General features: G+C 71.7%; 20 protein-coding genes, 1 tRNA gene and 2 pseudogenes. 7 read left to right on the forward strand and 16 right to left on the reverse strand.

The genetic code is table 11. The annotated features are described in order from the left end of the window. Positions 1-53: 53 nt before the first annotated feature. From ACFVSN_RS32970 to ACFVSN_RS32985, 4 genes are all read right to left on the reverse strand, one after another. Positions 54-1286, reverse strand: coding sequence for a glycosyltransferase (locus tag ACFVSN_RS32970; RefSeq protein ID WP_380501531.1), 1233 nt, complete (start codon positions 1284-1286; stop codon positions 54-56). 254 nt (positions 1287-1540) lie between these two features. Next, positions 1541-2500: an ATP-binding cassette domain-containing protein gene (locus ACFVSN_RS32975; RefSeq protein WP_380435158.1), complete on the reverse strand. Its 960-nt coding sequence runs from the start codon at positions 2498-2500 to the stop codon at positions 1541-1543. A gap of 27 nt (positions 2501-2527) precedes the next feature. Further along, positions 2528-3382: an ABC transporter permease gene (locus tag ACFVSN_RS32980; RefSeq protein ID WP_387957264.1), complete on the reverse strand. Its 855-nt coding sequence runs from the start codon at positions 3380-3382 to the stop codon at positions 2528-2530. Then, positions 3375-4187 (reverse strand): ABC transporter permease, encoded by an 813-nt coding sequence (locus tag ACFVSN_RS32985; RefSeq protein ID WP_387957265.1) that lies wholly within the window; start codon positions 4185-4187, stop codon positions 3375-3377. Before ACFVSN_RS32985 ends, ACFVSN_RS32980 begins: the two co-directional genes overlap by 8 nt. Before the next feature lie 379 nt (positions 4188-4566). Here ACFVSN_RS32985 and ACFVSN_RS32990 point away from each other — a divergent pair, with 379 nt between their 5' ends. Then, positions 4567-6906, forward strand: coding sequence for a transglycosylase domain-containing protein (locus tag ACFVSN_RS32990; RefSeq protein WP_387957267.1), 2340 nt, complete (start codon positions 4567-4569; stop codon positions 6904-6906). 25 nt (positions 6907-6931) lie between these two features. Here the strand turns inward: ACFVSN_RS32990 and ACFVSN_RS32995 are convergent, their stop codons facing one another. The 4 genes from ACFVSN_RS32995 to ACFVSN_RS33010 form a co-directional block, all read right to left on the reverse strand. Next, on the reverse strand, positions 6932-8110 hold the full coding sequence (locus ACFVSN_RS32995; protein WP_387957269.1) for a winged helix DNA-binding domain-containing protein: 1179 nt from the start codon (positions 8108-8110) through the stop codon (positions 6932-6934). A gap of 46 nt (positions 8111-8156) precedes the next feature. Beyond that, positions 8157-8468: a hypothetical protein gene (locus tag ACFVSN_RS33000; RefSeq protein WP_387957271.1), complete on the reverse strand. Its 312-nt coding sequence runs from the start codon at positions 8466-8468 to the stop codon at positions 8157-8159. A 41-nt stretch (positions 8469-8509) separates the two neighbouring features. Beyond that, entirely contained in the window at positions 8510-8812 is a 303-nt protein-coding gene (locus ACFVSN_RS33005; RefSeq protein WP_329929219.1) for a co-chaperone GroES, read from the reverse strand. A 182-nt stretch (positions 8813-8994) separates the two neighbouring features. Next, positions 8995-9336, reverse strand: coding sequence for a DUF3618 domain-containing protein (locus tag ACFVSN_RS33010; RefSeq protein ID WP_380435152.1), 342 nt, complete (start codon positions 9334-9336; stop codon positions 8995-8997). Between the two features lie 146 nt (positions 9337-9482). Between ACFVSN_RS33010 and bcp the strand changes: the two genes are divergently transcribed. Then, positions 9483-9956, forward strand: a complete 474-nt coding sequence (gene bcp, locus ACFVSN_RS33015) for a thioredoxin-dependent thiol peroxidase (RefSeq protein ID WP_380435151.1) — start codon at positions 9483-9485, stop codon at positions 9954-9956. 79 nt (positions 9957-10035) lie between these two features. Here bcp and ACFVSN_RS33020 read toward each other — a convergent pair whose 3' ends face one another. Then, positions 10036-12504 carry a chitinase C-terminal domain-containing protein gene (locus tag ACFVSN_RS33020; RefSeq protein ID WP_387957273.1) on the reverse strand — a complete coding sequence of 823 codons (2469 nt, stop codon included), beginning with the start codon at positions 12502-12504 and terminating at the stop codon, positions 10036-10038. Between the two features lie 349 nt (positions 12505-12853). On the opposite strand from ACFVSN_RS33020, the pseudogene ACFVSN_RS33025 reads away from it, so the two are divergent. Further along, positions 12854-13087: pseudogene (locus ACFVSN_RS33025) on the forward strand (HNH endonuclease); the annotation flags it as partial. A 12-nt stretch (positions 13088-13099) separates the two neighbouring features. Continuing rightward, a tRNA-Leu gene (locus ACFVSN_RS33030) sits at positions 13100-13186 on the forward strand. Between the two features lie 74 nt (positions 13187-13260). Here the strand turns inward: ACFVSN_RS33030 and rdgB are convergent. The 4 genes and pseudogenes from rdgB to ACFVSN_RS33050 all read right to left on the reverse strand — a co-directional run. Continuing rightward, positions 13261-13866 carry an RdgB/HAM1 family non-canonical purine NTP pyrophosphatase gene (gene rdgB / locus ACFVSN_RS33035; protein WP_387957274.1) on the reverse strand — a complete coding sequence of 202 codons (606 nt, stop codon included), beginning with the start codon at positions 13864-13866 and terminating at the stop codon, positions 13261-13263. A gap of 41 nt (positions 13867-13907) precedes the next feature. Further along, the gene (locus ACFVSN_RS33040) at positions 13908-14300 is read right to left on the reverse strand and encodes a hypothetical protein (RefSeq protein WP_387957276.1); all 393 of its coding nucleotides are present in this window, start codon (positions 14298-14300) and stop codon (positions 13908-13910) included. A gap of 142 nt (positions 14301-14442) precedes the next feature. Continuing rightward, a complete protein-coding gene (rph, locus tag ACFVSN_RS33045) occupies positions 14443-15168 on the reverse strand; it encodes a ribonuclease PH (RefSeq protein WP_380435147.1) in 726 nt (241 codons plus the stop codon). 115 nt (positions 15169-15283) lie between these two features. Next, positions 15284-15544 (reverse strand): annotated as a pseudogene (locus ACFVSN_RS33050) (glucose PTS transporter subunit EIIB); the annotation flags it as partial. A gap of 374 nt (positions 15545-15918) precedes the next feature. Here ACFVSN_RS33050 and ACFVSN_RS33055 point away from each other — a divergent pair. Then, entirely contained in the window at positions 15919-17208 is a 1290-nt protein-coding gene (locus tag ACFVSN_RS33055; RefSeq protein WP_380501543.1) for a PTS transporter subunit EIIC, read from the forward strand. Positions 17209-17742: 534 nt separating this feature from the next. After that, positions 17743-19020, forward strand: a complete 1278-nt coding sequence (locus tag ACFVSN_RS33060; RefSeq protein ID WP_380435145.1) for a PTS transporter subunit EIIC — start codon at positions 17743-17745, stop codon at positions 19018-19020. A 92-nt stretch (positions 19021-19112) separates the two neighbouring features. Here ACFVSN_RS33060 and ACFVSN_RS33065 read toward each other — a convergent pair whose 3' ends face one another. The 3 genes from ACFVSN_RS33065 to ACFVSN_RS33075 all read right to left on the reverse strand — a co-directional run bounded on the left by ACFVSN_RS33065 (position 19113) and on the right by ACFVSN_RS33075 (position 21441). After that, positions 19113-20051 (reverse strand): LAETG motif-containing sortase-dependent surface protein, encoded by a 939-nt coding sequence (locus ACFVSN_RS33065; protein ID WP_387957279.1) that lies wholly within the window; start codon positions 20049-20051, stop codon positions 19113-19115. Positions 20052-20288: 237 nt separating this feature from the next. Beyond that, positions 20289-21035: an MBL fold metallo-hydrolase gene (locus ACFVSN_RS33070; RefSeq protein ID WP_380435143.1), complete on the reverse strand. Its 747-nt coding sequence runs from the start codon at positions 21033-21035 to the stop codon at positions 20289-20291. Between the two features lie 220 nt (positions 21036-21255). Next, positions 21256-21441 carry a helix-turn-helix transcriptional regulator gene (locus ACFVSN_RS33075; RefSeq protein WP_380435142.1) on the reverse strand — a complete coding sequence of 62 codons (186 nt, stop codon included), beginning with the start codon at positions 21439-21441 and terminating at the stop codon, positions 21256-21258. Positions 21442-21631: 190 nt separating this feature from the next. Here ACFVSN_RS33075 and ACFVSN_RS33080 point away from each other — a divergent pair, with 190 nt between their 5' ends. Next, a complete protein-coding gene (locus tag ACFVSN_RS33080; RefSeq protein WP_380435141.1) occupies positions 21632-22126 on the forward strand; it encodes a type II toxin-antitoxin system PemK/MazF family toxin in 495 nt (164 codons plus the stop codon). Positions 22127-22146 lie beyond the last annotated feature (20 nt).

Here is a 22146-nt window from a genome sequence, read left to right on the forward strand (position 1 = left end):
CGTCCCGTCCTGCCCGGTCCCGCCCCGCCCCGTCCCGCCCTGCCCGGTCCCGCTCATCCCCGGCCTCCGTTCACCGAGTTGGCCAGCCGGCGCCACACCGGGGAGCGCCGCAGGCCGCGGCGCAGGTGCTCCGGGACGATGCCGCGCCACAGCTGCTGGGCGAGGTTGGGCGGCGGTGGCGCAGGGTCCGCCGCCTCGGCCGTCTCCCGCAGGAGGAACAGCTCGTCGGGCAGCCCGAGTTGGCCGTCCCGGAAGGCCGGGTAGCCGGCGTAGTGGCGGCGGCCCTCGACGACCGCCGGCGGCTCGCCGTGCGCCGCCTCGTAGCGGATCAGGTCGCGCAGCGCCTCCGGCCGTCCGGCGGCGGCCAGTTCGAGGCGCAGCCGGTCCGGGACGGGCAGCCGGTGGAAGACCTCGCGGGCGCCGAAGCAGTCGACCAGGCGGCCGACCTCGGCGCAGACGCGGTGCTGCACGTCGTCGTCGAGGAGCAGGAAGCCGTCCCGGAGCAGGCGCGGCACGTCCCACGCGAAGCTGCGGGCGCGGATCGCGTCGAGTTCCTCCCCCGGTTCGGCGAGGTCGGCCGCGACCTGCTGGAGGGCGGCGATGCCGCGCAGCCGGTCCAGGACGGAGGCGCGCTCGGTGACGTTGCCGCGGTCCTCGCGCAGCACGAGGAAGTAGCAGTCGTAGTCGGCGAGGACGGAGACGCGCCCGGCCCGCAGGCAGGCCTCCAGGGTGAACGGCTGGTCGGAGAAGACCTTCAGCCCCTCGTCGCGGCAGAGCCCGTGCCGCCGGATGAGGTCGAGGCGGAACAGCTTGGTGTCGGACAGGGCCCAGGCGAGCGCCGAGTCGGCGAAGCCGACGGACTCGGCGCTGGCGTGGAAGATCCCCTGCGGCACCAGCCGGCCGTTCACCCCGACGTGCTTGGGCACGACGACGTCCGAGTCCCACGCGTCGGCCACCGTCACCAGCCGCTCCAGGGCCTCGTCGCCGAGCCAGTCGTCCGCGCCGAGGAACAGCACGTAGCGGCCGCGGGCCAGTGCCAGGGCCCGGTTGGTGGGGGCGGCCGGGCCGCCGGAGTTGCGCTGGTGCACCACCCGGAAGAGGCCGGGGTGGCGGGCCGCGTAGTCGTCCAGCACGGCCTCGCCACCGTCCGTGGAGCCGTCGTCGACGACCACGACCTCGAACCGGCCGGGGGCGAGGGTCTGGGCGACCAGCGAGTCCAGGCAGGCGGTGAGGTAGGGCATGGTGTTGTAGACCGCGACCACCACGGTCACGTCGGGTCCGGTCATCGGGTCGTGCTGCCCCTCGGGTGCTCGGTGCGGTGGGCGGTCGGGGTGTGCGGTGGGCGATCGGGTCCGCCGTGCGCGGTGCGTGGTGCGCACGTCGACGCAGGCTCAACCCGCGCACCCGCCGGGGAGTCACGGAACTCCCCGGACGGGCGACGGCGGTCAACCGGACGGCCGGCGGTTCACCCTGCGAGATCCCGGCCGTTCTCAGCCGCCCTCAGTCACTCTCAACCGCCCTCAGTCACTCTCAACCGCTCTCAGCCGATCGCGACCTCCGCGTACATCCGCGCGATCACGTCCTCGATCGCCGGCTCTCGCACCGACAGGTCCACCAGCGGGTACCGCGCCGCCACCGCCGCGACGAGCGGCGCGGCGCTCTCCTTCGCGGGGAAGGCCAGCCACTGCCGCGGGCCCTCGACCCTGACCACCCGCGTGCCGGGCACCTCGATCGGCGGGCGGGCCTCGGCGAGGTCGACGACCAGCGTCCGCTCGCTCTCCCCCGCGTCGTGCAGGCCGGCCAGCCCGCCGTCGTAGACGACCCGGCCGTGGTCGATGACCATCACCCGGTCGCAGAGCTGCTCGATGTCGGTCAGGTCGTGGGTGGTGAGCAGGACGGTCGTGCCGCGGTCGCGGTTCACCTCGCGGAGGAACTCGCGCACCCTGCTCTTGCTGACCACGTCCAGGCCGATGGTCGGCTCGTCCAGGTACAGCACCTGCGGGTCGTGCAGGAGCGCGGCGGCGAGGTCGCCGCGCATCCGCTGGCCGAGCGAGAGCTGGCGCACGGGGGTGTCCAGCAGCGCCGCCAGGTCGAGGAGTTCGACGCAGCGGGCGAGGTTCTCGCGGTACCTCGGATCGGGGATCCGGTAGATCCGGCGGGCGAGTTCGAAGGAGTCGCGCAGCGGGAGGTCCCACCAGAGCGTGGTGCGCTGGCCGAAGACCACGCCGATCCGGCGGGCCAGCGCGACGCGCTCGCGGGCCGGGTCCACCCCGGCGACGCGCAGCCGCCCGCCGCTGGGGACGAGGATGCCGGTGAGCATCTTGATGGTGGTCGACTTGCCGGCCCCGTTCGGGCCGATGTAGCCGACGCACTCGCCGGCCTCGACGGCGAAGGTGAGCCCGTCCACCGCGCGCACCTCGCGCTTCACCCGGCTGAACCGGCCGGTGCGGGCCCGGACGGTGAAGGTGCGGCGGACGTCTTCGAGTTCGATCAGTGCCATGGGGAGTTCCTTACGAAGTGGTGGGGTTCAGCTGCCGGTCCCGCGGTACGCCCGCAGCCCGGCGCGCCAGGCGAGGCCGGCGGCGGCGGTGCAGAGCGCGGCGGCCACCGGGGAGGCGTACTGGAACGCGGTGGGCAGGCCGAGCGGGTCCGGGCGGTCGAGGATGCGCAGCGTGGGCAGCCAGTTGACGAAGGCCAGCGGGACGCCGAAGACGACGCCGGCGACCAGCTCCTTCGCGAAGATCGTCGGCGGGTAGTGGAGCAGCGTGGCGCCGCCGTAGGTGACGGAGTTCTGGATCTCCTTGGCCTCGCCCCACCAGAACTGGACGGTCGCCGTGCCGATCCAGATCGCGCCGAAGATGACGCAGCCGCACACCAGCAGGACGGGCACCAGCAGCACGCGGTCCCAGGTCCACGTCACGTGCAGCTCGGCCAGCGACCAGACCAGCACGACGAGTGCCTGGACCGGGCGGCCGAGGCGGCGCAGCGAGAAGCGCTCGGCGCACAGCTGGGCGAGGGCCGGGGCGGGCCGGATGAGCATGGTGTCCAGCGTGCCGTTGACGATCCGCTGGCCGAGGCTGTCGACCGAGCCGACCAGCAGGTTGGCGACGCCGAGCGAGAAGGTGGCGGTGGCGTAGAGGAAGGCCAGCTCGGGCAGGGTCCAGCCGCCGAGCTGGTTCGTGTGGCGGAACATCAGCACCAGGACGACGAAGTCGAGCGAGTGCGTGACGAGGCTCGCGCCGAGGTTCAGCGCGAACGACGCCCGGTAGGCCATCGTCGAGCGCATCCACATCGAGGCGCACATCCACCAGGAGCGGACGGCCCAGGCGGTGCGGGCGGCCAGGCCGTCCCGGGGTACGGCGGGTGCGAGGGTCTCAGCCACCCTGGACCACCACCCGGCGGGTCGCCAGCAGCTGGGCCGCGCGGCCGGCGGCGAGCAGCACGACGGCCCAGGCGAGCTGGAAGCCGAGCGGGCCGAGCAGGCCGGCGCCGGTGCGGCGCTCCAGGAAGACGTCCGTCGGCGCCTGGATCAGCGCCGCCCACGGCAGGACGTGCGCGAGCGTGCCGAGCGGGCCGGGGAAGAGCGCGATCGGCAGCAGCATCCCGGAGAAGAACATCGAGACGACGAGCATCACCGAGCGCACCCCCTCCGAGTCGTGCAGCCAGAAGCCGGTGATCGAGACGAGGAAGCGCAGCCCGAAGCTGACCACGGTCGCGAGCAGCACAGAGAGCAGGAAGACCGCCCAGGTCAGCGGGTGTTCGGGCAGCCGGATCCGGAAGACCAGCCCGCCGACCAGCAGCGGCACGGTGCCGCGGACGAGCAGCTGGAAGGCGGCCCGGCCGAGGTCGGTGGCCAGCCACCAGCCCTGGAAGTCGACCGGACGGTAGAGGTCGACGGCGATGTCCCCGCTGCGGAAGCGGTCCTGGACGTCGTCCTGGAAGCCGCCGCCCCACACGGCGACGGTGACCAGCAGGGACTGGCTGACCCAGATGTAGGTGACGGCCTGGCTCTGGTCGTAGCCCCCGAGGCTGGGGCGGGCCTGCCAGAGGGCGAGGAAGGAGGAGGCCAGGATGATGCCGAAGACGGTGTTGGTGAAGGTGCCGGCCAGGGTGGCGGCCCGGTAGGTGGAGTAGCGGCGGAAGGATCCGCGCGCGACGGCGGCGTAGAGCCCGGGCGCATTCGGCATATTGTCTCCTTGTCGACAAATACGGGCACAGGGCGGCCCGCAGGCGTCCGCGCACGCCCCAGTGGCTCCGACCTGCCGGACCCGGGGGTACCGGGCCGATCGGGCGGAGCTGCCAGAACCGGGTGCGCTATGTGGTTTGCACCTTTCACCGTACCGCCGGGCCCCGAGCCCCGCACCCGGTTTTCACCGGCGCCCTGACCGACCCCCGGACCGGGCTCCCACCACCCCCGCGCCGACCCGCGCACCGACCCCGGAAGCCCCGCGCGCACCCCGAACCCGCCCCGAACCCGCCCCGAACTCGCCGCGAACTCGCCGCGAGCACACGCCCGCCAGAGGCCGACGACACCTGAGCGCCAGTCAAATAGCACATAATCTCGGCATGACCGTGAGCACCCGCCGCCAGGCCAAACGGGCCCTGCGACGCCAGGCCCGCCGCGCCCTCCCGCTCTGGCGCCGACTCCTGCCCACCTGGCGAGTCGTCCTCGGCACCGTCGTCACCCTGCTGATGACCGCCGTCGCCGCCTTCGCCGTGCTCTACGTCATCGTCCCGGTGCCCGACCCCAACGCCCACGCCGTCGCCCAGAACAACATCTACCTCTACTCCGACGGCGCCACCGAGATCGCCCGCACCGGCGCCGTCAACCGCACCGACGTCACCATCGACAAGATCCCGCTCGACACCCAGCACGCCGTCGTCTCCGCCGAGGACCGCACCTTCTACCAGAACCGCGGCATCGACCTGAAGGGCATGCTCCGCGCCGGCTGGAACACCCTCATCGGCAAGGGCACGCAAGGCGGCTCCACCATCACCCAGCAGTACGTCAAAAACTACTACCTGACCCAGGACCAGACCATCGCCCGCAAGGGCCGCGAACTGTTCATCGCCCTCAAGGTCGACCAGCAGCGCGACAAGAACGAGATCCTGGCCGGCTACCTCAACAGCAGCTACTTCGGCCGCGGCGCCTACGGCATCCAGAGCGCCGCCCACGCCTATTACGGCACCGACGTCTCCGAACTCACCCCCGCCCAGGGCGCCTACCTCGCCGCGCTCCTCCAGGCTCCCAGCTCCTACGACGTCAAGACCGCCAAGCCCGCCAACCGCGACAAGGCCATCGCCCGCTGGAACTACACCCTCGACGGCATGGTCCAACTCGGCTTCCTCAGCGCCGCCGACCGCGCCGCCGAGACCTTCCCCGAACCCATCGACCCCCAGCCCACCACCGGACTCTCCGGACAGGCCGGCTACCTCGTCGGCGTCGCCGACGACTACCTCACCTCCGCCGGCATCATCGACGCCGCCACCCTCAAGGCCGGCGGCTGGCGCATCACCACCACCTTCGACAGGCCCAAACAGGACGCCTTCACCAAGGCCGTCCAACAGGAACTCACCGACGAACTCGACCCCAAGACCCGGCCCACCACCGACACCGACGTCCGCGTCGCCGGCGCCTCCGTCGAACCCGCCACCGGCCGCGTCGTCGCCGTCTACGGCGGACCCGACTACGCCAAACAGCCCTACAACGACGCGCTGCGCCAGGACAACCAGATCGGCTCCACCTTCAAGCCCATCGACCTCGCCGCCGGCCTCCTCGCCCAGCACGCCCCCGACGGCCACCCGATCACCCCCGACACCCGCTACGACGGCACCAGCGAACGCCACGTCACCGGCGGCCCCACCCCGTACGCACCGCCCAACGAGGACGACATCGACTACGGCAACATCACGCTGCGCTACGCCATGGTGAAGTCCGTCAACTCCGTGTACGCGCAGGAGGGCGTCGACGCCGGACTCGCCCGCGTCCGCGACACCGCCGTCAAGCTCGGCATCCCCGACAACGTCCCCGGCATGGACCCGTCCAACACCTCGATGACCCTCGGCACCGCCACCCCCAGCGCCCTCGACCTGGCCGGCGTCTACGCCGCCCTCGCCAACCACGGCCAGGCGCACACCCCGTGGTCCGTGCTCAAACTCGAACGCCTCAACACCGGCTCCGGATCCATCGACGTACCCAAGATGCCGGACCACGCCGCCACCGACGCCCTCGACCGGCAGACCGCCGACACCGTCACCGACGTCCTGCGCGACGTCGTCACCCGCGGCACCGGCAACGCCGCCCTCGACCTCGGCCGGCCCGCCGCCGGCAAGACCGGCACCACCGACTCCAACCTCTCCGCCTGGTTCGCCGGATTCACCCCCCAACTCACCACCACCGTCGGCCTGTTCCGGGAGAACCCGAAGACCCACGCCAAGGAGCCGCTGGCCGGCACCGCCGGCCTCACCCGGATCAACGGCGGCACCTTCCCCACCAAGATCTGGACCGCCTACATGACCGACGCCCTCGACGGCACCGAGGTCAAGCACTTCGACCTCCAGACCGGACACGGCAACGGCGGCGGCCAGTACAACTGGCCCACCGGCAGCGCCCCCGCGAGCACCACGCCCAGCCCCGGCACCACCCCCACCCCCGGCGCCACGCCCCCCGGTACCGCGCCCGCACCCACCCCCACCGCCGCCGCACCGGCCCGGCCCACGGCCACCCCCGGCGAGCCGACACCCGGCCCCGCCGCCCCCAGCCCCCAGGCGCCCGCACCCACCCCCACCCAGGACCAGCCGAGCGCCACCCCCCGCCCCAGCCAGACGCACCAGCCCAAGCCCACGCCCCCGGCCTCCGCCACCGCGCCGCCCACGGGCGCGGCGACACAGCCCGCGGCGCCGTGACGCGGACGGCTCCGGCCCGCCGCCGCTACCCCGCCACCAACTCCCGCTCCAACGGCGTCCGGAACCGCGGCGTCACCCGCACCTCCCCCAGCCAGCCCGCCAACCGCGCCGCCTCCCCCGCGATCGCCGCCTCCGCCTCCGCCCCGACGTCCCCGAACAACCGCCACACCAGCTCACCGTCGGCCCGCTGCGCCCAGCCGCCGACCACCCGGCCGCACCACCACACCGTCGGACCGGCGTTCCCCGCCCGGTCGAACAACGCCGGGACGTCCTCCGGCCGCAGGTACCAGTCCCGCCCGCGCCAGCCCATCACGGACGGATCCAGCCCCGGCAACAGCGCCGCCCACGGCTCCGGCCCGCCCACCGGCTCCGCGTCCCCCGGCAGGACCAGTGCGGGCACCCCGCCGGACAGCTCCACCGCCTCGGCTCCGACGTCCGCCAGCGCCTTGCGGGTGTCCCCCAGCGTCCAGCCCGTCCACCACTTCACGTCCTCGACCGTGGCCGGCCCGTACGAGGCCAGCCAGCGCCGCGCCACCTCCGCCTTCGCCTCCCGCACCGGCACGTCCGGCCACTGCGGCACCGGCGCCCACGGGTAGCTGCTGCTCAGCCACGACCCCCGCGGACGGCCGCGCCGCACGTGCCCGTCCGCCGCCAGCAGCCGCAGCAGCCGGCTGCCGACGCTCTGCTTGGCCTCGTACGGCTTGCCCGCCGACATCAGCATCTGCTCGCGCAACTCCGGTACGTCCTCGCCTAGTTGCTGCGTCGTCGCCTCGCCACGGCGCGCCAGCGCGGCCAGCACCGCGCGCTCCGCCGCCGCCAGCCGGGCCTCGTCCCAGCCCTCGGCGTGGTCCCGCAGGTGCTTCAGCAGCGTCGCCCGCTCCTTCGCGGCGATCGCCCGCGCCGTCGACGAACTCACGTACGGCGCGAACTCCTCCGTCACGGCGAATATCGTCCGCCGCATCGACAGCAGCTTCACCAGCGAGACGTCCTCGTAGAGCGCCCGCTCCACCTCGGCCGCCGACGGCTCCAGCAACCGGGCGCACGCCGACAGGTACACCGTCGCGGCGTCCGTCGCGTGCAGCCCGACGACCGCGTCCGCCGCCTCCTCCACCCACGCCACGCGGGCGGACGGCGCCAGCAGGTGCCGCCACCCCACCCGGGCCCGCCGCTCGTCGTCCCCGATCACCGGCACACGCGTCGTCATGCCCGGACCGTACCGCCAGGCACCGACAATCCACGGCCGGGACGCGTCAGTCCACCGGCCGGAACCGGTCCTCGACCTCCCAGCCCGCACCGAGCTCCCGGCGCAGCGCGTCCAGAGCCGCCCGGGCGCGGGCGTTGAAGCGCGCCTTCTCCTCCGCCGGCCACGGCGAAGGGTCCGGCGGGTAGTCCCAGTCGATCGAGGACTGGAACCAGTCGGACAGCCCGCCCAGCTCCGCCGCGAGCGCGGCGCCGATCGGCAGCCGGTCGAGCTCGATCGGGTGCCCGTACGGGCTGTCGACGTCGTCGGGCCACAGCGGCACGTCGACGCCCGCCTCGAAGAAGTAGCGCAGCCGCACCACGGCCGGACGCCTCCCCGCACGCTTCCAGGGTCTCGGAAGCCTCACAGGTAGAGGCCGGTCGAACCCTCGGTGTCACCGAAGCGCATCGCCGCGACGGCGTGCAGGTCGCGCTCGCGCAGCAGCACGTAGGTGGCGCCGCGGACCTCCACCTCCAGCTTGTCCTCCGGGTCGTACAGGACGCGGTCACCCGGCTCCACCGCGCGCACGCTCTGGCCCACCGCGACGGCCTCCGCCCAGGCGCACCGCTTCGACAGCTCCGCGGTGGCCGGGATGATGATCCCGCCGGTGGAGTGGCGCTCGCCCTCACCGCTGTCGAGCTTCACCAGGACGCGGTCGTGCAGCATCCTGATCGGGAGCTTCTCGCCCAGGCGGTCGTGCCGGGGCACGTCGAGGGCGGTCCTGGCGGTCGGTTCGTCGTTCGTACTCACGATCCCGAAGGTACCGCCCCCGGGCGGACGGCGTGACGCTGGCCCGGCATGCGGAAGGCCGGGCGCACAGCCGCGCCCGGCCCGTCGACGAACTCCGCTCAGCCCTTGCGGCGCTTCCGCGCCGAGGCCAGCAGCAGCACCACGCCCACGCCGACCAGCGCCACCGGAACGATCCGCTCCTTGCGCGGCTGCCCCTTCTCGTCCACGAACTGCGCCCGCAGCTTCTCCACCGCGCCGTTGGCCGCCACGTAAGCGCGGGCCGTCTTCTCCTCGACCGCGGCGACGGCCTTGGCCTTCACCTGGGCGCTGATCGTCGTCGGGTGGACGCGCATGGCGAGCTCGTCGAGGGTCTCCGCCAGCTTGGTGCGGGTCCGGGCGATGTCCGCCTCGATCTGGGCGGTCGTCCGCGCCGACTTGTCCTGCGTGCTCGCCTCGCCCACTCGGGCCACCCCATTCACTTCACTGATGCTGTCCTGTGCGACTGACCCAGTCTGTCAGTTGCCGGGCAGCGCCGCGCGGCCCCACCCACCATCAGAGGTAAGTTTGCCGTGGTACGACCCCGTCCACGCAACAGGAGAGTCAGACCGTGAGTGAGCGTCTCCAGCCCGGCGACAACGCGCCCGCCTTCACCCTGCCCGACGCCGACGGCAAGCAGGTCTCGCTGGCCGACCACCTCGGCCGCAAGGTGATCGTCTACTTCTACCCGGCCGCCCTCACCCCCGGCTGCACCAAGCAGGCCTGCGACTTCACCGACAACCTGGAGGCCTTCGCGGGCGCCGGCTACGACGTCATCGGCATCTCGCCGGACAAGCCGGAGAAGCTCGGCAAGTTCCGCGAGACCGAGGACCTCAAGGTCACCCTGCTGTCCGACCCGGACAAGGAGGTGCTGACGGCCTACGGCGCGTTCGGCGAGAAGAAGCTGTACGGCAAGACCGTCACCGGCGTCATCCGCTCCACCGTGATCGTGGACGAGCAGGGCAAGGTCGAGCACGCCCTCTACAACGTCAAGGCGACCGGGCACGTCGCCAAGCTGCTGCGCGACCTCAAGGTCGAGGCCTAAGGACGAAGAGGCGGTGGCGGCACACCCCCCGACCGGGTGCACCGCCACCGCCGTCCGTCACCCCGGCGGGCCGCTGTCGTCAGCAGGCGCCGAGGTCGCTCCAGACGCCCCACGCGCCGCTCGCCGCGGGGTCGTCGCCCTTGGTCCACCACTTGTTCTGGTAGTAGTGGCCCTTCCACGACACCTTGGTGGTCGAGGCGTACGTGGTGCCCGCGTCCCAGCCCGGCGCGCCCGTGCAGGCGCCCCCGGTCGGCGTGGCGGTGGGCGTCGCGGTCGCCGTCGGCGTGGCGGTGGGCGTCGCGGTCGCCGTCGGGGAAGCCGTAGCGGTCGGGGTCGAGGTCGGCGTGGCCGTGGCGGTGGGCGTGGCCGTCGGGGTCGAGGTCGGCGTCACCGTCGGGGTGGGCGTCGGCGTCGGCGTCTGGCCGCCCCCGTCCACCGCGCCCCGGGTCAGGTCACCCTTGATCCCGTACAGCGTCCCGCCCACGTTGACCGTCCAGTTCGACGGCGTCGACACCGGCAGGTAGTAGACGAAGTCCATGTCCACCGAAGCGCCCGGGGCCAGCGACTGCCAGCCGGGCAGCTTGACCGACACCCGGTTGTAGGTGCCCTTCAGACCGCCGGCGTTGCCCGGGCCCGGGTTGTCCTGGCGGATCACCTGAAGGCCGAAGCCGGACTGGTCCTTGGCGTTGCCCGGCGCCGAGTTGGAGTAGTCGAACTGGAACTCCGTGCCGCCCGGCAGGGTCACCGTCGAGTTGTTGACGATGTGGATCTTCGGGTTGATCGGGTAGTTCGAGTCGCCCAGCGCGAAGTTGGTGAACGACACGTCGATCGGCAGGGTCTGCTGCGGCAGCGCGACCGTCGAACGGACCGCGCCGTACGGCGACGCCGCCTTGAACTTGTCGTACATCAGCGAGGTCAGCGTCGACCCGGGCACGTACTCGCCCTTGCCGCCGTTGGCCGCCGGGTCCCACTTGTAGTCGCCCGCGAGCTCCCAGATCATCGCGCCGCCGGCGCCCTGGTTGACGATGTAGTCCGCCTTCGCGCCCACCGACTGCTCGTCCTCGGTGGAGAGGAACACCTTCTTGGTGTCGTTCCACAGCCACGGCGCGACCAGGCTGTCGCTGTAGTTGCGGCTGTAGGTGCCCTGCAGCGCGGTGTCCGCCACGCCGTACTTGGCGAGGTAGTCGGGCAGGATGCCCTTCTCCAGGTTCTTCGCGTGCCACATCGGGTTCGACCCGGCCGGGGACTCCTTGCCCGCGTCGTCCTTGTCGTTCCAGATGTTGTCGATGCCGACCGCGCCGTCACCGCACGAGGTCAGGCCCGAGCCGACCGGGCAGGTCGTCGCGGAGGCGGTGCCCCAGAGGCCGTTCGTGCCGCCGGAGACGTTCTTGAAGCCGCGGGTGTAGTACGGCAGACCGACGTTGATCCGGCCGCCCGGCATCGCGCCGCGGAAGTAGTGGTACGCCCAGTCCGCGTTGAGGTAGCCGATGCCGCCGTACTGCGAGGTGCCGTAGACGTTGGCGGCCGCCAGCTCGGCGTCCTTGCCGTCGTCGTAGAGCGAGGCGTTCGGGCCGACGTACTTGTTCCAGGCGCCGTGCAGGTCGTACGACATGATGTTGACGTAGTCCAGGTACTGCGTCACCTGGAACGTCTCCATGCCGCGCAGCAGGTAGCCGGACGACGGGGCCGCGACCGAGAGCAGGTAGTGCCGGCCGTCGGCGGCGCCCGCCCGGTCCAGGTTCTCGCGCAGCGTCTTCATCAGCGCCGCGTAACCCTTGGCCAGCGAACCGCGCTTGGCGTTCGCGAGCTGCCAGTCCAGCGGGTTCCCGGCGTCCTTCATCGAGGTCGGGTACTCGTAGTCGATGTCGACGCCGTTGAAGCCGTACTTGCGGATGAAGTCCACGGACGACGCGGCGAAGGTGTCGATGCCGGCCTGGTTGACGCTGCCGTCCGGGTTGACGGTCAGCGAGTAGAAGCCGCCGGTGTTCACCCGGGAACCGCTGTCGTCGAAGTAGCCGCCGGTCTCGGTCCAACCGCCCACCGAGATCAGGGTCTTGACGTTCGGGTACTGCTTCTTGAACTTCGTCAGCAGGTTGAAGTGCCCCTTGTAGGGCAGTGTCGGGTCCAGCTGCGCGGCCGGCACGCCCGGGAAGTCGATCCCGGTGGCCGGGTTGGTCGGGCCGTCCGTGCCGACGGACAGCTTGTTGTCGCCGCCGACGTGCCCGAACGCGTAATTGAGGTGGGTCACCTTGTCCCACGGGACGTCGCTCACCAGGTACGGCTGGTCGCCGTTCTTGCCGGTGCGCCAGCCCGTGAAGTACCCAATGATGCGGCGCTGATGGTCCGCGCCCATCTTCTCGCGGCCACCGGTGTCGTACACCGAGCAGTACGGGACGTCCACCCCGGGCGTCTGGTACATGCCGTCGGGACGACAGGCCGAATTGTCGACGGCCGCCGACGCCTGCGAGGGCGCCGCACCCAGCGTCGCCATCAACAGCCCGGCCAGCCCGGCCGCGGCCACCGAGGCGAACCCGGCCCGGGCACTCATACGACGGACGCCTGCGGTGGGACGCCGCTCCGCCGTGCTTCGGATCAACACTCGGTCCTCCAGGAGAGAGTGTCGGCGCGTGCCTGTGGGGGAGCACGCACGTGGGGGATTCCAATTGGCGCCGAAGCTATGTGGTCTGAACCAGACAGGTCAATAGGTCTGTACCAATTGGCAAACAACTCCCAAACATCCCGAAAGACCGTAACCAACTCCCCACTCGGTCGTTCGCATACCGGGGGACGGGCGCACACCAGCCCGAAGGGGGAACACCATGACGATCAAGTACACCCGCGAACTGCTCACCGAGGCTGCGGCGGCGGCAAGCACACTCGACGAGACGCTGGCCGAACTCGGCCAGCCCGAGCTGTGCGAGGACTGCGGCACCGGACCCGAGTGGCGCGGTCGGCCGATGACCCTGGAGGTCGACCACGTCAACGGCGACTGGTCGGACAATCGGCCGGAGAACCTCCGGCCGCTCTGCCCGAACTGCCACTCCATCACCGACACCTACTGCGGACGAAACAAGAACAAGCTCAAGGCTCCGCATGGAATCGCGGTGTTCCCGCGGGAATCAAAGCCCTAGACTAGAGGCCACGCGGCCTTGGCGGAGCTGGCAGACGCGCCGGACTTAGGATCCGGTGGGGGAAACCCCGTGAGGGTTCGAATCCCTCAGGCCGCACCAGCCTCAACCTTAGAATCGAAGGCCCGCCCGGAAATCAACTCCGGGCGGGCCTTCGGCTTTCAGCGGATGGGCCGTCAGGCGAGCAGGTCCTTCACCACCGGGGCCAGGGCCCGGAAGGCGTGGCCGCGGTGGCTGATGGCGTTCTTCTCGGCTGCGGTGAGCTCCGCGCAGGTGCGGGTTTCGCCGAGGGGCTGGAGGATCGGGTCGTAGCCGAAGCCGCCGTCGCCGGCCGGGGCGGTGCGCAGGGTGCCGAGGAGGCGGCCCTCGACGACGCGTTCGGTGCCGTCGGGGAGGGCGAGGGCGGCGGCGCAGAAGAAGTGGGCGCCGCGGTGGGGTTCGGCGATGTCGGAGAGCTGGGCGAGGAGCAGGTCGAGGTTGGCGCGGTCGTCGCCGTGCTTGCCGGCCCAGCGGGCGGAGAAGATGCCGGGGGCGCCGTTGAGGACGTCGACGCACAGGCCGGAGTCGTCGGCGACGGCGGGCAGGCCGGTGGCGCGGGCGAGGGCGTGGGCCTTGAGGAGGGCGTTCTCGGCGAAGGTGACGCCGGTCTCGGGGACGTCCGGGATCTCGGGGTAGGCGTCGGCGCCGACGAGTTCGACGTCCAGGCCGGCCTCGCCGAGGATGGCGCGGAGTTCGGCGACCTTGTGCCGGTTACGGGTGGCGAGGATCAATCGGGTGGACATATCGCCCACCCTATCGGGCGCCGTCCGGCACCGGCGGGTCGTCAGCCGGTGCAGACGGAGCCGAGGTTGCCGGCCGCGTCGGCGAGGGGCTTGAGGTCGGGCGCTTCCTTGCGGTCGGCGGCCTGCTGGACCTTGTCGGCCTGGGTGCGCAGGTCGTTGACGGCCTTGACGACGTCGGTGTTCTTGGAGTTCCTGCCGAGTTGGTCGAGGTCGGTGCGCAGCTTCTGCAGGACCTTGCCCTGGGCGGTGCCGGAGTCGTTGCTGGTGCTGCCGTAGGCGCTGGTCACGTCGGCGATGTCGGTGGTGACGCGGGCAGCGGTGGTGCCGCAGTCGAGGGCCTTCTGGGCGGCGGAGCAACTGACCGCGCTGAGGGGGAGGATGATGATCAGTCCTGCCACGGCGAGGGCGGCGGGACGGGCGATGCTGGACGGCATCCGGTCCTCCTGGGGGCGCGGGGGCGCGGGTTCCGTACGGGAGGACGTGTGCCGGCCGGGGCACGGTTCCCGCAACGGGGTGCTGCGGGAACCGTACGGGCTGCGGGCCCGGCGTGTACAGGCTGACGTACCCGAACGGGGCTCAGCCTTCGAGGGCCTTGCGCTGGATCTCGTCGAGCTCGGCGCAGCCGAGGGTGCCGAGGTCGAGGAGGCGGTCGAGGAGGGCGCGGTCGAAGGGGGCGCCTTCGGCGGTGCCCTGGACCTCGACGAAGCGGCCGTCGGAGGTGCAGACGATGTTCATGTCGGTCTCGGCGCGGACGTCCTCCTCGTACTGGAGGTCGAGCATGGGGAGGCCGTCGATGATGCCGACGCTGACGGCGCTGACGCCGCCGGTGATGGGCTGGCCCTTGGCGCGCAGGAGCTTGCGGTCGCGGGCCCAGGCGACGGCGTCGGCGAGGGCGACGTAGGCGCCGGTGATGGCGGCGGTGCGGGTGCCGCCGTCGGCCTGGAGGACGTCGCAGTCGAGGACGATGGTGTTCTCGGCGAGGGCGCGGTGGTCGACGACGGCGCGCAGGGAGCGGCCGATGAGGCGGCTGATCTCGTGGGTGCGGCCGCCGATGCGGCCCTTGACGGCTTCGCGGTCGCCGCGGGTGTTGGTGGCGCGCGGGAGCATGGAGTATTCGGCGGTGACCCAGCCTTCGCCGCTGCCCTTGCGCCAGCGCGGGACGCCTTCGGTGACGCTGGCGGTGCACAGCACCTTGGTGTCGCCGTAGGAGATGAGGACGGAGCCTTCGGCGTGCTTGCTCCAGCCCCGTTCGATGGTGATGGGGCGGAGCTGGTCGGGGGTGCGGCCGTCGATGCGTGACATAAGCACCGAGAGTAGTCGCTCGGGCGGGGTGTTCCGGATGCGCGTCGGCCCGCCGTGCTCCCGGGAATCCTGGGGAGGGGCGGGCCGGGCGGTGGTGAGCCTTGGGTGGCTCAGCTCACATCATGTCCTCGATGTCCGCGGCGATCGGGTCGGCGTCGGTGCCGATGACGACCTGGATCGCGGTGCCCATCTTGACGACGCCGTGGGCGCCGGCGGCCTTCAGGGCGGCCTCGTCGACCAGGGAGGCGTCCTTGACCTCGGTGCGCAGGCGGGTGATGCAGCCCTCGACCTCTTCGATGTTGTCGATGCCGCCCAGACCGGCGACGATCTTCTCAGCCTTGCTGGCCATCTGATTCTCTCCCTTTGTCTCGGCCCGCCGGCTGCTCTGCCGGGCGCCGTCCTGCGCTGTGCTGGTACCACCCGGCCGGGGCCGGTGAGGTCGCTGCCGGGGGCTGACGCGGGTTCAGCGGTGGTCGTGCTGCTGGGCAGCGCGACCAGCATCACCCGGGTCGGTCCGGTCCGCCACGTTAGTCCACTTTTGGCCCAGTCCGGCGCGCACCGTCGCGGATCTTCGCCCGAGGATGACGATCAGCGGGGCTCCCGTCCCGGCGTGCGGCCTGCGTCCTTCAGTGGTCTACACCAATATATGTGTACTCCGATGAACGCGGGAAGGACCCCGGGTGTTCCAGGGCTCCGCCCGAGGCTCCCGCAGGGGGTCGGCGGTCGGCAACTGCTCCCGGAGGGCGAAGCATGAGTTCGGCAGGCGCCACGGCCCCGCAGACCGTGTGGTGGCACACCTTCTACGGCGGCCTCCAGAAGATGGGCCGCTCCCTCCAGCTCCCGGTGGCGGTGCTCCCGGCGGCGGGCATCCTCAACCGGCTCGGGCAGCCCGACGTCTTCGGCTCGGACGGCCTCGGCTGGACGGACGTCGCCAAGGTCTTCGCCGCGGCCGGCGGCGCGCTGCTGGACTCCGCGCTCGGCCTGCCGCTGCTGTTCTGCATCGGCGTCGCGATCGGCATGGCGAAGAAGGCGGACGGCTCGACGGCGCTCGCGGCCGTGGTGGGCTTCCTCGTCTACTACAAGGTGCTGCACGCCTTCCCCGAGCACTGCAAGCCGCCGACGGTGCTGGTGAGCGACCAGTGCGTGGACTACGGCTCGGCGAAGGCGGCGGCCGCGACGTTCCAGAACCCGGGGGTGCTGGGCGGCATCCTGATCGGTCTGATGTCGGCCTGGCTGTGGGTGCGCTTCCACCGCACCAAGCTGGTCGACTGGCTGGGCTTCTTCAACGGCCGCCGCCTGGTGCCGATGATCACGGCGCTGGTCGGCATGCTCACCGCGGTCGTCGCGCTGTGGGTGTGGCCGCCGATCGGGCGCGGGCTCAGCGACTTCAGCCAGAACCTGGCCGACCTCGGCGCGGGTGGCGCGGGTATCTTCGGCCTCTTCAACCGCGCGCTGCTGCTGATCGGCATGCACCAGCTGCTGAACACGTTCGTCTGGTTCCAGTTCGGCGAGTTCACCAAGCCGGACGGCACGATCGTGCACGGCGACATTCCGCGCTTCCTGGCCGGCGACCCGACGGCCGGGCAATTCCAGTCCGGGTTCTTCCCGATCATGATGTTCGCGCTGCCCGCCGCCGCGCTCGCGATCGCGCACGCGGCCAAGCCACACCGCCGCAAGGAAATCTACGGCCTGATGCTCTCGGTGGGCCTGACCTCCTTCGTCACCGGCGTCACCGAGCCGATCGAGTACTCCTTCGCCTACATCGCCCCGGCCCTGTACGGCGTGCACGCGCTGCTGACCGGCGCCTCGATGGCCGTCACCTGGGGGCTCGGGGTGCACGACGGCTTCAGTTTCTCGGCCGGCCTGATCGACTACGTCATCAACTGGGGGCTGGCCAGGAAACCGTGGCTGATCATCGTCATCGGTCTCTGTTTCGCCGCGGTGTACTACGCGCTCTTCCGCTTCATCATCGTCAGGTTCGACCTGAAAACGCCGGGGCGGGAGGACGAGACCGAAGTCGAGGACGTCACCAAGGCCTGAACAGGGCGCAACTCGGGCTCACCCGCAATGGCCTCCGGACCCGTCGGTCCGGAGGCCTTCGGCATATCGGGAAAGGACCTAATACCCGGACGGCAAAACAATTCCGATACGCGTTCGGGGACGACCCGGCGGGACCGACCGGCCGCCGGCGCTCCCGACCGCCGTGACGGACGTCGCAGCACACCCACGCGGAGCCCCCGTGGCCGTTCGTTCACTCTCCGGCTCCGGGTCGGCACGGATCCGGCACCGGACCCTCACCGGACCGGCCGCCGGGCCCGCCCCGACCGGGCCGGAGCTTTTTGTTGCGCAATTAGCCAAAATCCCGCTCCCGGCGGGTAATCATGATCGACCTTCCGAAAGTAGGTTTCGATTTCATAGCGCTTCCCGGCGGCACCGCTTTCCGGGGTTCCACCACTTCCCCACCCGTGCTACAAAACTGGTCTACACCACACGTGGTGTAGACCAGTTCGCGGTTCGGCCCCCCTGTGCACCGTCCCCCCGACCGACCCGCCATGCCGTTAGGAAGCCACCCCCATGAGTCAGTCTGCGCAGGCACCGGCGCCCGCCACGGCTCCGGCCACGCCAAGCCCCGCCAAGAAGTTCGGCCAGAACCTCCTCCAGGGTCTGCAGAAGATCGGCCGCAGCCTCCAGCTGCCCATCGCCGTTCTCCCCGCGGCCGGCCTGCTGCTGCGCCTCGGCCAGGACGACGTGTTCGGCAAGGACGGCCTCGGCTGGGACAAGGTCGCCGCGGTGTTCAACACCGCCGGCAGCGGCGTCTTCGACAACCTGGCGCTGCTGTTCGCGGTGGGCATCGCGATCGGCTTCGCGAAGAAGGCGGACGGCTCGACCGCGCTCGCCGCGCTGGTCGGCTTCCTGGTGTACAAGAACGTGCTGACCGCGTTCCCGATCACCGAGGGCCACATCGCCGACGGCAAGTGGGTCGCCCCGACCTACCAGAACCCGGGCGTCCTCGGCGGCATCGTGATCGGTCTGCTGGCCGCCGTGCTGTGGCAGAAGTACCACCGCACCAAGCTGGTCGACTGGCTCGGCTTCTTCAACGGCCGCCGCCTGGTGCCGATCCTGATGGCCTTCGTCGGCACCGCCGTCGGCGTGCTCTTCGCCCTGACCTGGGGCCCGATCGGCGACGCCATCAAGAGCATGAACGACACCCTGATCGGCGCCGGTGCGCTCGGTGCGGGCGCCTTCGGCCTGGTCAACCGCGGTCTGCTGCCGGTCGGCATGCACCAGTTCGTGAACTCCTTCGCCTGGTTCCAGACCGGTGACTTCACCAAGCCGGACGGCACCGTCGTCCACGGCGACCTGACCCGCTTCTTCGCCGGCGACCCGACCGCCGGACAGTTCATGTCGGGCTTCTACCCGATCATGATGTTCGCGCTGCCCGCCGCCGCGCTGGCCATCGCCCACGCCGCCAAGCCGCACCGCCGCAAGGCCGTCACCGGCATGATGATGTCGCTGGCCCTGACCTCCTTCGTCACCGGTGTCACCGAGCCGATCGAGTTCGCCTTCGTCTTCATCGCCCCGGCCCTGTACGTCATCCACGCGCTCCTCACCGCCGTGTCGATGGCCGTCACCTGGGCGCTCGGCGTGCACGACGGCTTCACCTTCTCCGGCGGCCTGATCGACTACGTGCTCGCCTGGAACAAGGCCACCGAGCCGTGGCTGATCATCCCGATCGGCCTCGCCTTCGCGGCGCTGTACTACTTCCTGTTCCGCTTCGCGATCGCCAAGTTCGACCTCAAGACCCCCGGTCGCGAGGACGACGACGAGATCGAGGACGTCACCAAGGCCTGAGGCCCGCAACCGTCCCGCAGCAACGACTCCGCCCCGCCGCCACCCCCGTGAGCGGCGGGGCGGAGTCGTTCCCGCACCCGGTTCGAGCCCGGTCAGTGCGTCCTGCGGCGACGGACCAGGAGGAGGGTGCCGGCGCCGGCACCGACCAGCAGCGCGGCGCCGCCCGCGATCAGGGCGGTGTGGTCACCGTCCGAGCCGGTGGAGGCCAGCTGCCCGGCCGGCGCCGACGCGGTCGCGCCGGTCGCGTTAGTGGCGCCGGTCGAGGCGGTCGGAGCGGGCGTCTCCGTCGAGGTCGTCCCGGCGGCCGGGGCGGACGTCGTGGCCGGGGCGGACGTGGTGGACCCGGTGGCCGGCGCGGACGTCTTGGCCGACGGCTCCTGCGTCGGCTTCGGCTTGGCCTTCGACGGCGACGGCGACGACGACGGAGCGGGAGCCGACGTCGAGGGCTTCGGTGCGTCGGCCACCCCGGTCACCTTGATCCGGTGGGTGTCGGACACCGGCGGGTCGACCGGGAACTGCAGCCGCCAGCCCTTGAGCTCGGAGCGGAGCGCGATGACCGGGCCGACGCCGCCGTCGCCCCCGCCCCGGGTGACGCCGATCCGGAAGTGCACCTCGGTCTTCTCGCCCGCCGGCACGATGATCTTGCCCGCGTCCGCCGCGACGACCCGCTTGCCCCCGACGGTCTTGATCTCCGGCTTGAGGTCCTGCCAGTTGTCGTGGTTGCCGCCCATGTCGTCGCGCCAGGTCAGGCCGACCGCGTCGGCGGAGACGTCGGGGCCGGCGTCGGCCCGCAGCTCCACGACCAGGGCCCACCCGACGGTCCCGGAGTTGGTGATGGTCTCGGTGAACTCCACCGGCTTGCCCACGGCGATCGAGCCCGGGGTGTCGACGGACAAGGAGAGGGGGCCGGAAGCGTCGGCGAAGGCCGGCCCGGCGGTCGCCGCGCCGCCGGCGACGAGCCCGGCGGTGAGCACGAGCGCGGGCACGACGGTCGAACGGACGCGGCGCAGGGCGCGGTTGAGCTGAAGCACTGGAATCCCCCCATGGACTGCTCCCCGACCGGCACGGCCGGTTCCGGGCAGCACAAATCAAGCGTGCGTGGTGTGTGGACGGCCGGCCCGACGGGCCCGACCGGTCGAGAGCGGCCTCCCCAGCCGCTCACTTACAAGGACGTGTTCGGGGCCGGAAGGTTGCAGGTGGATTCGCAGAGATTTCCGCGCGCCCGGGAACGCCGGCCGCCGGCCGCCGGAAAACGCCCGCCGACCTGCTCAGATCTCGTAGACGGCGCCCGGGCGGGCGAGGTCGACGGGGCCGGGGTAGGCGGCGGCGGCGTCGCGGCGGTTGTGCTCGGCGTCGGTCCACGGGGGGATGTGGGTGAGGACGAGGCGGCGGGCGCGGGCGGCGGTGGCGTGCTCGCCGGCCTCGCGGCCGTTGAGGTGGACGCCGAGGTAGGTGTCGCGGCCGTCGACGTAGGCGGCCTCGCAGAGGAAGAGGTCGGCGTCCCGGGCGAGTTCGACGAGGTCGGCGCTCTCGCCGGTGTCGCCGGAGTAGACCAGGGACCGGCCGCCGTGTTCGAGCCGGAAGGCGAACGCGTCCACCGGGTGGGCGACCTGGGCGACACCGATCCGGAACGGGCCGAGGTCGAAGACGCCCGGGGTGAGGGTGCGGAAGTCGAAGACCTCCTTCATCCCCGGGTTCTCCGGCATGTCGTAGGCGCGGGCGAGCCGCTCCGCGGTGCCGGCCGGGCCGTAGACGGGCATCGGGTCGGGGCAGCCCTCGGCGCGGTAGTTGCGGGCGACCCAGTAGGCGCACAGGTCGACGCAGTGGTCCGCGTGCAGGTGGCTCAGCAGGACGGCGTCGACGTCGTACAGGCTGGTGTACTTCTGCAGGGCGCCCAGCGCACCGTTGCCGAGGTCGAGCACGACCTTGAAGCCGTCGGCCTCGACGAGGTAGCTGGAGCACGCGGACTCGGCGGACGGGAAGCTCCCCGAGCACCCCACCACGGTCAGTTTCATCCGAGCCCCTCCGCCCCGACACGTCCTGGCTGCTGCTGGAAAATGGCAGGACAGACCGGAGAACCGGCCGGTAGCACTGCGTTCGCGTTGTCGAGGGTAAGGGCGGAGCGGCACTTTGCCCCCGTCCCCGTGCCGGGCTGTGGCTGGAATCACCAGAACGCCGGGGCTCGGGGCGGGGGCTACGGTTCGGCTGCGGAACCGGGTCGCGGCGGCGGTCGGATCAGCGGTGGCCGGGGCGCTTGCGGGCCCAGGCGCGGATGGTCTCGGGGTACCAGCGGGGGTGGCCGCTGCCGTCGATGACGTCCGGCTCGGGCAGCAGCCCGTGGCGGCGGTAGTTGCGGACGGTCTCGGGCTGGACGTTGATGTGGTGCGCGACCTCGGCGTACGACCACAGCTGTTTACTCACGATGGCACCTCCGGATGGGGCGGGGGCGGACGTTCGTGAGCGCAGCCTCTCCAATCCTCGCCCGGCGGCCCGGTACAGATCGGGCGCGGTGGTCGATCCGTGACGAACCGGGAGCAACGCGCGGACAAATACTCAACTGTCACAGCGCTCACAGTGGTGGGGTTCACCACGGGCCGGTACGGTTCGCCGCATGAACGGCACTACTGGCATCTGGGTGGTCCTGGCCGTCGCGGGCGTCGCCGTCCTCGCGGCCGTCGCGTCGGCGCTGGTGCGGCGGTCACGGCCGGCCTCCCGGCCCGCGACGCGCCCGGCCCCGCGCCCCGCCGGACCGGCCGGGCCCCGGCCCCGCCCGGCGGGCTCGGGCCGCTCCGGGCCGGCGCCGCAGGAGATCTGGTGGGCCGAGGTGCCGTTCGAGGACGGCCCCGGTTCGAAGGACCGCCCGTGCCTGGTGCTGCGGGTGGACGGCCGGACGGCGACCGTCGCGAAGATCACCAGCAAGCACCACGCCGAACGCCCGGGGGTGCTGCCGCTGCCGCCCGGTTCGGTGGGCGACAGCCAGGGCCGGACCAGCTGGCTGGAGACCGACGAACTGCGCCGGGTGCCGCTGTCGGCCTTCCGCCGCCGGGCCGGCACGGTGGACCGTCAGGTCTGGAACCGCGCCCAGCGGGCCCTGCAGGGCAGCTAGGGCCACGGCGCCAGGAGCCG

The organism is Kitasatospora sp. NPDC057904, from assembly GCF_042887925.1.
Taxonomy (GTDB): Bacteria; Actinomycetota; Actinomycetes; order Streptomycetales; family Streptomycetaceae; genus Kitasatospora.